13 protein-coding genes are annotated in these 14,182 nt (G+C 62.1%); 7 read left to right on the top strand and 6 right to left on the bottom strand.

Going from position 1 to position 14,182, the window contains the following annotated elements; translation table 11 throughout:
- Positions 1-7: 7 nt before the first annotated feature.
- The 3 genes from HU749_RS16785 (at position 8) to HU749_RS16775 (ending at position 3,069) form a co-directional block, all read left to right on the top strand.
- Entirely contained in the window at positions 8-682 is a 675-nt protein-coding gene (locus HU749_RS16785; protein WP_079304024.1) for a DUF1028 domain-containing protein, read from the top strand.
- A complete protein-coding gene (gene argE, locus HU749_RS16780; protein ID WP_079304026.1) occupies positions 675-1,844 on the top strand; it encodes an acetylornithine deacetylase in 1,170 nt (389 codons plus the stop codon). Before HU749_RS16785 ends, argE begins: the two co-directional genes overlap by 8 nt.
- Positions 1,845-2,088: 244 nt before the next feature.
- Positions 2,089-3,069, top strand: a complete 981-nt coding sequence (locus HU749_RS16775) for an ABC transporter substrate-binding protein (protein WP_013693282.1) — start codon at positions 2,089-2,091, stop codon at positions 3,067-3,069.
- A 163-nt stretch (positions 3,070-3,232) separates the two neighbouring features.
- Here the strand turns inward: HU749_RS16775 and HU749_RS16770 are convergent, their stop codons facing one another.
- The 5 genes from HU749_RS16770 to HU749_RS16750 all read right to left on the bottom strand — a co-directional run bounded on the left by HU749_RS16770 (position 3,233) and on the right by HU749_RS16750 (position 8,369).
- On the bottom strand, positions 3,233-4,144 hold the full coding sequence (locus HU749_RS16770; protein ID WP_079304030.1) for a LysR substrate-binding domain-containing protein: 912 nt from the start codon (positions 4,142-4,144) through the stop codon (positions 3,233-3,235).
- 211 nt (positions 4,145-4,355) lie between these two features.
- A complete protein-coding gene (locus HU749_RS16765) occupies positions 4,356-5,558 on the bottom strand; it encodes an NAD(P)/FAD-dependent oxidoreductase (RefSeq protein WP_079304032.1) in 1,203 nt (400 codons plus the stop codon).
- Positions 5,559-5,803: 245 nt separating this feature from the next.
- Entirely contained in the window at positions 5,804-6,169 is a 366-nt protein-coding gene (locus HU749_RS16760) for a response regulator transcription factor (protein ID WP_079304034.1), read from the bottom strand.
- Between the two features lie 101 nt (positions 6,170-6,270).
- Positions 6,271-6,921, bottom strand: a complete 651-nt coding sequence (locus tag HU749_RS16755) for a response regulator transcription factor (RefSeq protein ID WP_095962495.1) — start codon at positions 6,919-6,921, stop codon at positions 6,271-6,273.
- Positions 6,918-8,369: a sensor histidine kinase gene (locus HU749_RS16750; protein ID WP_095962496.1), complete on the bottom strand. Its 1,452-nt coding sequence runs from the start codon at positions 8,367-8,369 to the stop codon at positions 6,918-6,920. The genes HU749_RS16755 and HU749_RS16750 overlap by 4 nt, the downstream gene beginning before the upstream one ends.
- A gap of 416 nt (positions 8,370-8,785) precedes the next feature.
- Here HU749_RS16750 and HU749_RS16745 point away from each other — a divergent pair, with 416 nt between their 5' ends.
- Entirely contained in the window at positions 8,786-9,727 is a 942-nt protein-coding gene (locus HU749_RS16745) for a LysR family transcriptional regulator (protein ID WP_275959737.1), read from the top strand.
- A 27-nt stretch (positions 9,728-9,754) separates the two neighbouring features.
- Here HU749_RS16745 and HU749_RS16740 read toward each other — a convergent pair whose 3' ends face one another.
- Positions 9,755-10,765, bottom strand: coding sequence for a GlxA family transcriptional regulator (locus HU749_RS16740; RefSeq protein WP_095962497.1), 1,011 nt, complete (start codon positions 10,763-10,765; stop codon positions 9,755-9,757).
- Between the two features lie 151 nt (positions 10,766-10,916).
- Between HU749_RS16740 and HU749_RS16735 the strand changes: the two genes are divergently transcribed.
- From HU749_RS16735 to HU749_RS16725, 3 genes are all read left to right on the top strand, one after another.
- Entirely contained in the window at positions 10,917-11,909 is a 993-nt protein-coding gene (locus HU749_RS16735) for a helix-turn-helix domain-containing protein (protein ID WP_079304044.1), read from the top strand.
- Between the two features lie 69 nt (positions 11,910-11,978).
- Positions 11,979-12,914, top strand: a complete 936-nt coding sequence (locus HU749_RS16730; RefSeq protein ID WP_079304046.1) for a SphA family protein — start codon at positions 11,979-11,981, stop codon at positions 12,912-12,914.
- Between the two features lie 12 nt (positions 12,915-12,926).
- Complete coding sequence (locus tag HU749_RS16725; protein WP_186651893.1) at positions 12,927-14,174, top strand: MFS transporter; 1,248 nt, start codon at positions 12,927-12,929, stop codon at positions 14,172-14,174.
- Positions 14,175-14,182 lie beyond the last annotated feature (8 nt).

The following is a 14,182-nucleotide window of genomic DNA, read 5'->3' as shown; positions in this document are numbered from 1 at the left end:
GCGGAGCATGACTTTTTCCATCGTTGGACGCTGTGCCGAAACCGGCCAGTTGGGCATCGCCATCAGTTCCTCGAGCATTGCCGTCGGCGCCCGTTGCCCCTGGTTGCGCGCGGGCGTCGGCGCGGTGTCGAGCCAGAACATTACCCTGCCGGCCCTGGGGCCGCAGATTCTTGACGAACTGGCCGGCGGCCTGGTGGCCCAAGCGGCGCTGGAGCGGACCCTGGCACGCAATGGCTACAGCCAGTATCGCCAGGTGGCGGTGATCGATGCCGAGGGGCGCACGGCGATTTTCAGTGGCGAGCATACCCTGGGCAACCACAACGCCGTGGCCGGTGAGCAATGCGTGGCGGCTGGGAATCTGTTGGCCAACGGTGCAGTGATCGAGGCCATGGTCGCGGCCTTCGAGCATAGCGCCGGCTGTCTTGCAGCACGTTTGGTGAGTGCGTTGCAGGCCGGGCAGGCGGCGGGCGGGGAGGCCGGGGCGGTGCATTCGGCGGCGCTGGCGGTGGTCGATGACCTGACCTGGCCCATCGTCGATCTGCGGGTGGACTGGGCTGAGGAAAATCCCATCGGCGAACTGGAAAAGCTCTGGCTCGCCTATCAGCCGCAATTGCAGGATTACCTGACCCGCGCGCTTAACCCGACGCTGGCGCCCAGTTATGGAGTGCCGGGTGATGAGTGAGCTGCGCAGCCGCGCCCTGCTTGCCGAGCTGGTGGGCTTTGCCACGGTCAGTCGTGAGTCGAACCTGGCCTTGGTCGAGTTCGTGCGCGATTACTTGCAAGGGCTGGGTGTGGATAGCGAGCTGATCTACAACGCCGAGCGAACCAAGGCCAACCTGCTGGCGAGCATTGGCCCATCGGTGCCCGGTGGCGTGGTGTTGTCCGGGCATACCGATGTGGTGCCGGTGGATGGGCAGGCCTGGACGGTCGATCCGTTCTGCCTGACCGAGAGGGACGGCAAATGGTTCGGGCGTGGTACGGCGGACATGAAGGGGTATCTGGCATCGGTGCTGGCATCGGTGCCGATGTTCCTCGCCAGCGCGCTTCGTCGACCGCTGCACCTGGCGTTTTCCTACGACGAGGAGGTGGGGTGCCTGGGCGTTCACAGCCTGTTGGACGTGTTGGTTCGGCGAATACCCCAACCAGCGCTGTGCCTGATTGGCGAACCCACCCAACTGCAACCGGTGCTGGGGCACAAAGGCAAGTTGGCGATGCGTTGTCATGTCCGAGGGGCGGCCTGTCATTCGGCCTATGCACCTTACGGGGTCAACGCCATCGAGCAGGCTGCGCGCCTGATGGGTCGCTTAGGCGAGATCGGTGCACAGCTGGCCGAACCATCACGGCATGACTCGCGCTTCGATCCACCGTTTTCCACGGTTCAGGTCGGGGTGATCCACGGCGGCACGGCGTTGAACATTGTCCCGGCCGATTGCCGTTTCGATTTCGAAGTGCGCGCCTTGCCGGATTTCAATCCCCAGGTGGTGGCCGAGCAATTGCAGGACTTTGCCGAACAGGCACTGCTGCCGGCGATGCAGGCGGTGGCGGGTGATACGGCGATTGGTTTTGAACCACTGTCCGCCTACCCGGGCCTGGCGACCTCGCCTGACAGCGCTGCTGCACAACTGGTTACGCGACTGTGCGGCAGTGACGCTTTCAGCACCGTCGCTTTTGGCACCGAAGGCGGCCTGTTTCACCAGGCCGGCGTGCCAACGGTGGTCTGTGGCCCCGGCAGCATGGACCAGGGGCACAAGCCCGACGAATACGTGAGCGTTGAACAGATGGCCGCCTGCGATCGCTTGATGGATCGGTTGGCGAGCTATCTCGCTGAACCCAATGGCCCGTGACCAGGAGGTGTCCAAGGTGAACGATTTCAACATCAGGAAGATCCTGGCGGCCAGTCGTGCCGACGTCCACGAATGGGCCGACAAGAGCCTTATTGCTGTAGACCACACCGCCCGCGCTTACGGCCACCCTTGAGTCCCGTCGTCGGCTCGTGCGGGCGAGCCGGCATTTTCGAGGAACCGCTTCATGTCCAGATCCTTGCGTTGCAATATTGCGTGTGCACTGGCGTTATTGAGTACCAGCGTCATGGCCGCGCCCCAGAGTTTGACCGTGATTTCCTTTGGTGGCGCCACCAAGCAGGCCCAGGACAAGGCCTACTTCCAACCCTTCAACGCCAGCGGTGCAGGAAGCATCGTGGCTGGCGAATACAACGGTGAGCTGTCGAAGATCAAGGCCATGGTCGCGGCCGGTCACACCAGTTGGGACGTGGTCGAAGTGGAAAGCCCCGAGTTGCTGCGCGGCTGTGAGGAAGGCTTGTTCGAAAAGCTTGACCTGGCAGGCCTTGGCGACCCGGCCAACTATGTGCCCGGCGCACTCAATGAGTGTGGCGTCGCCACTTACGTGTGGTCGATGGTCCTGGCCTATGACCAGAGCAAGCTCGCCAAGGCGCCCAGCTCCTGGGCTGACTTCTGGAACGTTGCCCAGTACCCGGGCAAGCGCGGGCTGCGCAAAGGGGCCAAGTACACCTTGGAGATCGCCTTGCTGGCCGATGGAGTCAAGTCGCAGGACTTGTACAAGGTGTTGAACACACCGGAGGGCGTGTCCCGGGCTTTCGCCAAGCTGGATCAGATCAAGCCGAATATCCAATGGTGGGAAGCCGGCGCCCAACCGGCGCAATGGCTGGTGGCGGGGGACGTGGCGATGAGTGCCGCCTATAACGGGCGCATCGCATCGGCGCAAAAGGAAGGCATGAAACTGAGCATTGTTTGGCCGCAGAGCCTGTACGACCCGGAGTACTGGGCCGTGGTCAAGGGCACGCCGAACAAGGCCCTGGCCGAGCAGTTCATTGCCTTTGCCAGCCAGCCGCAGACCCAGAAGGTGTTTTCGGAAAACATCCCTTATGGGCCGGTGCACCGCAAGACGCTGGCGCTGTTGCCGACGGCGGTACAGGAACAGTTGCCCACCGCCGAGGCCAACCTGGCTGAAGCGCAAGCCGTGGATGCGGAGTTCTGGGTCGACCATGGTGAGGAGCTGGAGCAACGCTTCAACGCCTGGGCGGCTCGCTAGGCACCGAACCGTTCCCCCACCATGGACCGATCGTTCCCACGCTCCTGCGTGGGAACGTCGCCAGGGACGCTCCGCGTTCCGCTTCTGGGGGGTGACGCAGAGCGTCACAGGATGCATACCCACGCAGAGCTTGGGGACGATCAAAGCTTCCTCGCCACAGGGTTCAGGCCAGCCATTGCCTGAACTGTTCCTTGCAATAATCCACGAACAACTGGGCCGGTTTGGTCAGGTGGGTGCGTTTTAGCCAACCCGCCACCAAGGCCGAACCGGTCACGTCCTCGGCGATGTCGACGCACACCAGGTGCTGCCCGTCGTAGGTGCAGGTGGAGTGCGGGCGGGTCACCAGCACGGCAAAACCGAAAGACTGGCCGACCATGCCACGGACCATCTCGATGGAAGGCGAGCTGAAGACAATGTTGGGCGTCAGGCCCAGCTCTTCGAAGATGCTCACGAAATAGGTCCGGCTGGGCTGCACGTCCAGCAGGATCATCGGTTCCAGCGCCAGGTCGCGCAGCGAGACCTCGGCCTGATCGGCGAAGCGATGCTCAGCCGGCAATAATGCGTAGGGGCGTTGTGGTGCCGTCAACGCCTCGGTCTCGATGGTGCTGTCGAGGTCGTGCTCATAGAAAATCGCCAGGTCGAAACGTCCACCCGTCAAACCTTGCACCAGCTCCTGTTGCTCGCCGTCCTGCACGCGGATCTCCACCCCCGGGAAGCGCTGGCGAAAGCCCGCGATCAGGCGCGGCAGGTAGAGCGGGGCGACGGTTTCGAAGCAGCCAATGTCGATTTGCCCGCTGACCACATCGTTATCGGCCAGGGCGTTCTGCTCGAACTCCCGGGCCATGCGCAACAGCTCCTGGGCCTTGCGATAGAAGCGCGCGCCGCCGGGCGTCAACGATACGCCCTGGGCGTGATGACGGATGAGCAATTGCACGCCGAAGCTGTCCTCCAGCCCCTTGATGGCGGTGGCAATCGATGGCTGGGCGATGTACAGCTTGCGGGATGCCTCAGCGACGCTGCCACATTCAACGGTGGTGACAAAGTACTTCAGCTGACGCAAGGAATAGGACGCCACGGCACACCTCGATCCGGATGGTTTCTGTCTACCTTACCTTGTGCTCAGTGGGCCGGGGGCGGGCTTTGATACGGATTTTGCTGGGCAGTGACGATATTCAGACTGGCTTGGGAAAAGCCAGCCCAAAAAAACGCCTGCCGAAGAATCATTGGCAGGCGTCTGGGAAAGACCGGCACAGAAAGGAGGGGCTGGCCGGGGTAGGGAGCAAGGGTCAGGCCACCGGAATCAACGGGTCAGCCGCCGCCAGGGCCGCCGCGCGGTCGGCGGCGGGCGGGTAGATCCACACACTGTTGATCTGGGTCTTGAGATCCTTGGCTTCCTGCCCGACCAGCTTGAGTTGGCGATCCCAACCTTCGGTATACACCGCACCCCAGGCGCCCAGGTCCAGGCAGGTCACGTACTTGGGTTGGCTGTAGGGCATCGGCGCCACACCCAACAAGTCGGCCGCGACGTTGTTGCCGGCGTAGCGACCCAGGGAGATGGCGTGCTGGCAAGACATCGCCGCGTAATTGCCCAGTGTGTCGGTGGCGGCATAGGCCACGTCACCGGTGGCGAATATGTCGTTTTGTCCCAACACTTTCAGATGGCCGTCGACGTGCAGGCGGCCCTGGTGATCACGGGCGCCAGGCACTTGCTGGGTCAGCGGGTGGGCACGGAAACCCACGGTCCAGATCACGGTATTGGACTCGATACGCTGGCCGTTCGACAGGGTGACACCGCCGGCATCCACCGAATCGACCGAAGCGTTGAGGATCCACTCGATGCCCAGGTGATTGGACGCTTCGATCACGGAGGGGCGAATGCCGTCGCCCAACGATGCGCCGATCTGCGGCGCGCGATCCACCACGATGACCCGAATATTCGCGTCCTCACCCAGGGCGGCCCGCAGGCGGGCTGGCATTTCGGTGGCGGTTTCGATGCCGGTGAAGCCGCCGCCGGCTACCACCACGGTGTTGCGGGCTGGGCTGTCCGGCAGGTTTTTGAGGGACTTGATGTGGCCTTCGAGGCGCGTTGCCTGTTCGATCTCATCGACGTCGAAGGCATGTTCGAGCATGCCTTTGAGATCGGGGCGAAACAGTTTGCTGCCTGCCGCCAGTACCAATCGGTCGTAACCCAGGCTGCCCTGGGTGCCGAACATGTCCACGTAGCCGACCCGTTTGCCCTCGACGTCGATACTGCTCGCCGAGCCCTGTACGAACTTCACGCCCACTGCGTCGAACAGTCCGTCCAGCGGAGCCATCATGGTGTGGACGTCCGGCTCATAGAAACGAGGTCGGATGCGCAGTTCCGCCTGGGGCGCCAGGACAGTAATCTGCACGTCATTTCGATCATGTTGGTCCAGCAGGCGGGCGGCGCTCAATGCGCTCCATACTCCGCCGAAACCAGCACCAATAACCAGAATTTGCTGTTTCATGATTTGCTCCCGAAGACAAAATCGATACGTTGAATGAATTAAACTTTTCAGCGTGACCGTGGCGCGAAGTACTCCAGAAACGCCTGGCTCCAATGTATTCACATCGAGCACATTCAGTTTCGGTTCGCTGTAGGAAATCTTATTGGCCGGGACTGTGTTTAACACTTCTACATAAGGTCATCGGGCCCATGCTTGGGTAGGTATGATCTATACGAAGGTATGAGGGGGCGGCGCAGTCAAGCAGACTAGGCCAGTACCGATTCGATACAGGCGATCAATTCAGCGCAGTCGAAGGGTTTCGGGAAAAACGCCACCGGCTCGGGCGTGCCAGCGCTGACACGCGGTGGCACGCCAGGGTATCCAGTGATGAAAATGATCGGGGTATGAATGCCCAGGGTCGACAATTGATCGTACATCTGAATACCCGTCATGCCGGGCATTTGTATATCCGATATCAGGCAGGCTGTATTTTCAAGTTCGCAGGAAGATAAAAAGTCCAAGGCGCTGGCATATGTTTCAACCCGATATCCGTGGGAACGTAACAAGCCATCCAGGGCAATTCTAACTGATTCATCATCATCAATAATTGAAATAATTGCGGTGTTGGGCATGTTGATACCTGGGGCGATATCAGGTGGCCATAAAGGCGCCTGTTATCAGTGCAAGATACGCCCTCCAATGGGCCCGCCAAGTATACGTGGGTATGAACTTTCTACTGCTCGCCACGCAATTCCAGTATCTGGGCCATGCGCACCAGGTCGGCGAACGAACGTGCGCACATTTTGCGCATGGCGTGGCCGCGGTGAATCTTGACCGTGATTTCACTCAAGCCTATTTCCCCGGCGATCTGTTTGTTCATCAAGCCCGACGCGGCCAGCGCCATGACCTGCTGCTCCCGGGGCGTCAATGTGGCGTAGCGACCAAGAAGTTGCTGGTGGCTGCGTTCGGATTCGTACCGCAGCCGGTCCTGCTGATGGGCGGCGGCTACGGCATCGATCAGGTCCTGCTCGCGAAACGGTTTGGCGAGGAAATCCACGGCACCGGCCTTCATTGCCCGCACGGTCATGGCGATGTCACCGTGACCGGTCATGAACACGATTGGCAGGTGAACGTTGGCCGCGGCCAGTTCGCGCTGGCAATCCAGGCCGCTGGTGCCTTGCAGCCGCACATCCAGTACCAGGCAACTGGGCAGGTCGAGCCGGGGATGATTCATGAACTGCGCGACCGAACCGAACAAGTGGACCTGCATGCCGATGGAGCGCAGCAGGCTGCCGAGGGATTGGCGCAGCGGTGCGTCGTCATCGACGATGTAGACGACGGGGGCATCGCCGATGACCGGGTGTGTGGTGTGTGGGGGGATCATTGGGCGTTCCCCGCCAGGGTGGTGCAAGCGAGCAGCGGCAGCGCGAACCTGAACGAGGTGCCTTGGTCGGCTTCGCTGGTCGCCCAGAGCCTGCCGTCATGGAAATCGATGATGGACCGGCAGATGGAAAGGCCCATGCCCAGGCCGTTTTCCTTGGTGGTAAAAAACGCATTGAACAAGGACGGTAGGACCTCGGGAGCAATGCCGGTTCCGTGGTCGGTCACCTCCAGCAGCGCTTCGTCATCTTCTGTCCATGTGCGTATGTGCAGGATTCTTGCGTGTATCTTGACCCCGTCCATGGCGTGACAGGCATTGATGATCAGGTTGATGATCACTTGCTGCAGTTGCACCCGGTCTGCGCTGACCTGGCCGTCCGTCGCTGCCAGGTCCAGCTTCGCCCGGACTTTATGATGCGTCAGTTGCTGCTGGACCAGGTTCAGGGTCTCGCGGACGATGTCGTCCAGCCGTTCGGGCTGGCGCAACGGGTCGCACTTGCGCGACAGCGCCCTGATGCCGCTGATGACCTCGCTGGCACGACAGCCGTTGGCGACGATCCGGTCGAGGCAATCCAGGGCTTCATCGAGATCAGGTTCCGGACGTTCGAGCCATCGGCGGCAGGCCTCGCCGCTGCTGGTGATGGCCGTCAGTGGCTGGTTGACCTCGTGGGCAATGGACGCGGCCATTTCCCCCAGGGAGGTCAAGCGAGTGACGTGGGCCAGTTGGCTCTGGGCGCGGAACAGTGCTTCTTCGGCCAGCTTGCTGGCGGTGACGTCCATGAGTGCGCCGAGGTACTGGAAACGGCCATGCTGGACGAGCAGTGGGCTGGCGATCATGTGGATATGCTTGATGCGCCCATCAGGCATCAGCAGCCGAAGCTTTACCTCTATCTGCGGTTCGCCGGCGGCGGCCTGTTGGAAAATCCCGCGTGCCAACTCCAGGTCTTCAGGATGGGTACGCTCCAGCATCATCGACACCGTCGGCGTCCTGCGGGGTGGGTATTCGAAGATCCGTGCCGACTCCTCCGACCAGGACATCTCTTTCCGATCACCGCGAAAGCCCACGCTGCCGGTCTGGCTCAGGCGCTGGGCGCCGATCAGGTAAGCCTCGTTATGCCGCAGGCTGTCGGACGCCTGCTTGCTGCGCAAGGCCAGGAACGCGATGGCCGACAATGCGGTCAGGCAGCGGAAGAAACCGGTGGTCGATTCCCAGCGGTGATAGCCGCCGTTGTAAAAGAACATCGCGGTGAGCAAGAACATGCTCATCAGCGCGACGGCGATCACCAAGTTGATTGAAAACAAGTTGGCCGCCATCAACAACAAGGTGATGTACAGCAGAGTCGGGGCCAGGTCGGAATGGGTTTCGGAGTTGATGATGACAATCCCGCAGGCCACCACCAGGCCTACCAACCAGCCGAGGGCGTTGACCAGCGGGTGGGTACTGATTCCCATCGACGGTCGCGGCCCGCTCTGGCATGGGGTGTATCGAAGGCTGTCATAGACGTTCTTGAGCATCGCGGAGGGTAGGGGCACGCTGGCAGACCTTTTGTTTTTACGGGGTCTCGCTCTGGGATGTCGGGGAGACAGAGCATCGGTTCATATCTTAGAAGCCGCCCTTTGTCTGAGGTAGGACATAAAACCCTGAAATCCCGCCAAGCCGTGCCAACACCTCGTCACAGGGCCTGGATGTATACCGAAGTATCGATGACGTTGCCCAAAGGGTGAGTCGAGTGCCCCCACGTACAACAGACCTGGCGCGCCTCGGGGATTACGCTTTCAACACCTCGTCGCCGTAGGCCTTGATGGCGGGCGCAGGCGATGATCTTGTCCACTCCTGACTAAATGGCCTGGCGCCTGGGGCGACGACTATGATGAACAGAAATGACCTGCGTCGTGCTGACATCAGTCTGCTGGTGGTCTTCGAAACCATGATGCACGAGCAAAACGTTACCCGCGTCAGCGAAAAGCTGTTTCTCGGCCAGCCAACGATCAGCAGTGCCCTGGCGCGCTTGCGGTTGATGTTCGATGATCCGTTGTTCATCCGTTCGGGACGGCTGATGGAGCCGACCTCCCGGGCCCAGGCAATCTTCTCCAATCTGTCACCGGCGCTGGACGGCATCGCTGCCGCCTTGAGCCATTGTCAGGCGTTCGAGCCAGCCACCAGCGAGGCGACCGTCCATATCGGGCTGTGCGATGACGTCGAGTACGCACTGTTGCCGGAGCTGTTGCGCCGCCTGCGGGTCGAGGCACCGGGTACCACCTTGGTGGTGCGCCGGGCCGATCAATGGCAGGTGTCCCAGCTGTTAGCCAGCGGCGAGATTTCCCTGGGTATCAGCCCGACGCTGGAGCTGCCGGCCAATGCCCGACGCAAGCTGCTGCGGCCGATTCGACCGATGCTGTTGCGCGCCGATTCGCAGCCCGGTGAGCTGACGCTGGACGAGTTCTGTCGTCGGCCCCATGCGATTGTGTCGTCCATGGGCAATGTCATCGATGACTCGGACCGCGCGTTATGCCTGTTGGGCCGACAGCGCCGGGTGGTGTTGACCGTGCCGCAATTCAGCGCCTTGCCCGTGCTGTTGGCCCAGAGCGAGATGATCGCCATCGTGCCGGATTACGTTGCCCAGGCGATGGCGGTGACGACCGGCATGAGGGCGCAAGCGGCCCCAATCTGCTTGCCACAGTACGAGCTTTCCATGGTCTGGCGCGGCGCCTCGCACAATGATCCGGGGGAGCGGTGGCTGCGTTCGCGTTGCAGCGCGCTCCTGGCCGAGCAGGCCGACCCGCGGGAGCACTCGAGGAGAGTGGCCTGACGGGACCGTACCGTAAGGGTTTCGCGCTCAGCGAGAAAACCGGTTGCGATACTCCCGGGGGGAAATCGAGAGATGGCGCTGGAAGGTGTGACGCATTCGTTCCTCGTCACCGAAGCCGCAGGATCGGGCGATCTGGTCGATGTTGCGCTGGGAGTCTTCGAGCATTCGACGCGCGGCTTCAAGGCGGAACATCTCGACGGCTTTGGCCGGGGTTCGTCCGGTCTGGCGTTTGTAGACCCGGGCAAAATTGCGTGGGCTCATCCTTGCCTGGCGGGCCAGTCGTTCGACGGTGAGGTTGTCGTCATCCAGGTGTTCGGCCATCCAGGCGTGCAGTTCGTCGAACCCGGCACTGTCCTGTATCTGCAGCTGCAACAGTTGGCTGAACTGCGCTTGTCCGCCGGGGCGCTTGAGAAACACCACCAGCTCACGGGCCACCTGCAGGGACACGTCGCGCCCACAATCGGCCTCGACCAGTGCCAGGGCCATGTCGATGCCGGCGCTGACACCGGCCGAGGTCCACACGGCGTCCTGCTGGATGAAGATCGCGTCCAGGTCCACTTCAATCGACGGGAAGCCGCTCTTGAGCATGTCGCACATGGCCCAATGGGTGGCGGCGCGGCGTCCGTCCAGTAAACCAGCCTGGGCCATGAGGAAGGTGCCGCTGCATACCGATGCGGTGCGCCGGGCCTTGACCGAGGCGTTGCGCAGCCATTGCACCAGGTCGATGCAGTCAATCATCGCCTGCCGTATGTCCGGTGCGCCAGGCACGATCAACGTGTCGATGAGCGTCCCGTCGAGCTCGTGCAGGGCACGGGTATCCACGACCAAGCCTTCGGCGGTCTGCGTCAACCCACCTTTCAGGCTTGCGGTGTGCAGGGTGTAGCCGGGCAGGCCGCGTTCAGTCATGGCTTTGGTGGCGGCCCAGAAAACGGTCTGGGCACCGGTCAGGTCCAACAGGCCCATCTGCGGATAAGCCAGGAAAACCAATGTGCGCGGTTGGGAAATGGACTCGGCGGCGGTGCCGACATCCAGGCTCATCTCGTTCATGATCGCTTCGCGCTGGATTTTCGTCAGGGGCGGTCAAGGAGTCTATCCGTTTTCGGCACGATTGCACGACCGGCTCAGCGGGCGGAATGGAACTTGCCTGAGCATTGACCCATAAGCCCTGGAATCATCAAAGGTCGGGTCAATGAACAATTACAACATGGCGCAGCCAGCGATCTCGTCGGACCTGTTGCCAACGCTGCCGATCAATCGGTTCCGCACCGCAGACATCGATGAGCACGCCCGCAATATGGGTGGCTGGCAGGTTTGCTATGACCAGTTGACCCCCGGGCGCTTTGAAGGCGAGTTGATCGAGTTCCGCTCGGACTGGATGCAACTGGTGCGCGACCGCTCTAATCAGGCACTGACCAAGCAAGGCGTTGCCTGGGAGGGCGCCATCACCTTCAGCGTGCCGCTGAGTGCCGATGGGCCGGTCTTTTGCTCCGGGCACCCGATTATCGAGCCCAGTCTGTTGGTCGCCCGTGGCCAGAACCTGCCCGAGCTGCGCACACCGCAGCATCTCGACCTGCTCGGTGTCGCCATCGACGAGCAGGCGTTGGAGCATGTGCTGGAACGACAGGGCAGTCGCTTTCGAATTACCGATCTTCCCAAGTGTTACCGTCTCGGCAACTCGACGCTGCCCGCCGAGCTTGCGGCGTTGTTCGATGAGCTTGAAGGCGGCGAGCAGGGGCGTGACTCGTTACTGGGTTACGAGTCGATCCGCCGTGGCCTGCGTGACACGGTGATGCTGCACATACTGGAACTGGTGGCCCCGGATGAGGCGCCGCCGCTCAACCCCACGGCGCGCAAGCGCATGGTCGACCGTGCCCGGGAATATGCCTTGACCCATGTCGATGAGCCGCTGTCGATCCTCGACCTGTGCAACCACATCGGTGCCAGCCGACGAAAACTGCAGTATTGCTTCCAGGAGACGTTGGGCATCAATCCCGTGGCCTATTTGCGGGCGTTGCGCCTCAATGCCGTGCGTCGTGAACTGCGTAGCGGCGGCCATGCCCGGGGTGTACAGGAGGTGGCGGCACGCTGGGGCTTCTGGCATTTGAGCCGGTTTTCCAGCGACTATCGAGTGCTGTTCGGCGAGACCCCTTCACAAACCCTGCGTCGCACGCATCTGTGCTGAAAACGGATAACGGCTGACCGGCCGGCTCCCTAGGATGACCCCAACACCACTTGGTTGGAGGGGCATTCGATGTATCAAAAAAATTATAAAACCAACGTCTTGCGCTGTACCTGGTTAAGCCTGGGGTTGATTGCTGTTTGTGGCGCTGCCCATGGCACCGAAAACGGTGCGCCGACCACGGCGTTCGGGGTCTACGATTTCGGCGCGGGGATGATGCCGCCGGCCACGCCCTTTGGCACCGTCGGCCTGCGCACCGCGTTCTACTCGGCCAACGTGCAGAAGGATCGTCACGGTAAGTCCGTGGACAACAATTTGTCCCTGGATATCTTGTCCATCGGCGTTGCCTACATGCGCATGACCGATTACACCGTGCTGGGCGCCAAGTATGGCTTCGGCGCCGTCGTGCCGTTTTTCCAGATGGACGCTTCGCTACAGGTGCAGACCCCTGTCGGGCCGCTGGACCTGGAAGCCGATCCGTTTCGCATGGCCGATATACAGGTGCTGCCGGTGATCCTGCAGTGGACCTTGTCGCCGAACCTGTTCGTCAACGCCCAGTTCCAGATCCAGGCCCCCACGGGCGACTACGACAAGGATCGCTTGATCTCACCGGGTCTCAACCACTGGACCTTCTCGCCGATCCTCAACGCCACCTACATCTCCGACAGCGGCTTCGAAGTGTCTTCCAGTTTCGAAGCCGACATCAACACCCGCAACCACGCCACCGACTACAAGAATGGCGTCGAGTACCGTCACGAATTCGCCGTGGGCCAACACGTCGGCCCATGGACCGTCGGCGTGGGCGGTTTTTACTACCGGCAATTCACCGACGACGATGCGCCGGGCCTGGAAGCGGGCAATCGCGCCCGGGTGTTGGCGGTCGGGCCGGCGGTGAGCTACTTCAAGCCCGGCATGCCCCCGGTGTGGCTGCACGTCTACAAGGAGCTCGATGCGCGCAACCGCGCCGAGGGCTACACCACGGCGCTGCGTATTTCTCACAGTTTCTAAAAGGGGCTCGCCATGAACCAATCAAATTCCGTTTCACCGGCGGCCACCCCGTCGCGCCAGGCCGGTTGGCGCGAAGGCGGGGTGCTGATGCTGGGCAGCAGCCTGACGATCATGGGCGCGGTGATGGTCACGCCCATCCTGCCCAGATTGGGCGCCGAATTCGGTCCCATGGAACCGCGCGCCGATCTGTTGGTGCCGTTGGCGATTACCGGCCCGGCTTTGGCGATTGCCGTGTGCGCACCGTTGGCTGGCTGGTTGGCCGACCGGGTTGGGCGCAAGGCGTTGCTGGTGATTGCCACGGTGCTCTACGCCTTGCTCGGTGCGCTGCCGGCCATGCTCGACAGCCTGCCTTCGATTGTCGGTGCGCGGCTGTTGTTCGGGTGCACGGAGGCAGCGGTGATGACCTGCTGCGCAACCTTGATCGCTGACTATTGGCAGGGCGAGGAGCGGCTGCGCTACGTCAACCGGCAGGTGGTGACCATCGGCCTGGTGGGCGCGCTGTTTTTCGTGGTGGGCGGTGTGCTCGGCGAGCATTCGTGGCGTGCGCCGTTCCTGTTGTATCTGCTGCCACTGCTGCTGGTGCCGGCCATGATGAAAGTGCTCTGGGAGCCGCCGGTGGCGACGCGGCAAATGGTCGAGCAGCGCGTCGATGAGTCGGGGCCGGCCAAGGTCGCCGTGCTGCAACTGCTGGCCGGCTACCTGATGATCCTGGGTGGCATGGTCCTGACGTTCGTCATGCCGATCCAGGCGCCGACGCTGTTGGTCAGCCTGGGCATCACCTCCAGCACCATGATCGGCCTGGCCGCGGGATTGAGCCTGCTGGCGACCTTGGGCGGTTCGCTGATGTGGCCGTTGCTGCGCCGCCGCTTCGGCATCGCCGGTTGCAACGCACTGTTGCTCGGCCTGATGGGCCTGGGGCTGTGGCTGCTGATGCGCGGGCAAAGCTACAACGAAGTGCTGGTGGCGGTGTTCATCCAGGGCCTGGGAGCCGGGTTGCTGGTGCCCAACGTGATGGCGCCGGTGATGAATGCCTTGACCGCCAGCACCCGCGGCCGGGGCATGGGCGGGTTTACCTCGTGCCTGTACATCGGTCAATTCGTCAGTCCGCTGGTGGTGGCCTTGGTGATTGTCTTCGCCGGTGACCTGCGTCACGCCATCCAGTGGCTGGCTCTGGCCAGTTTTGCCTTGGCGCTGCTCTGGGTCGTTGTCGGCCTGCGTGCACGCGGCCAGGGACAGGCGCGCACTGTCGGGTCACATTAATCGTCATG

The organism is Pseudomonas ogarae (genome assembly GCF_014268695.2).
Lineage (GTDB): Bacteria > Pseudomonadota > Gammaproteobacteria > Pseudomonadales > Pseudomonadaceae > Aquipseudomonas > Aquipseudomonas kilonensis.
The sequence above is the reverse complement of the archived record's forward strand: the minus strand, read 5'-3'. Positions and strand labels throughout refer to the sequence as shown.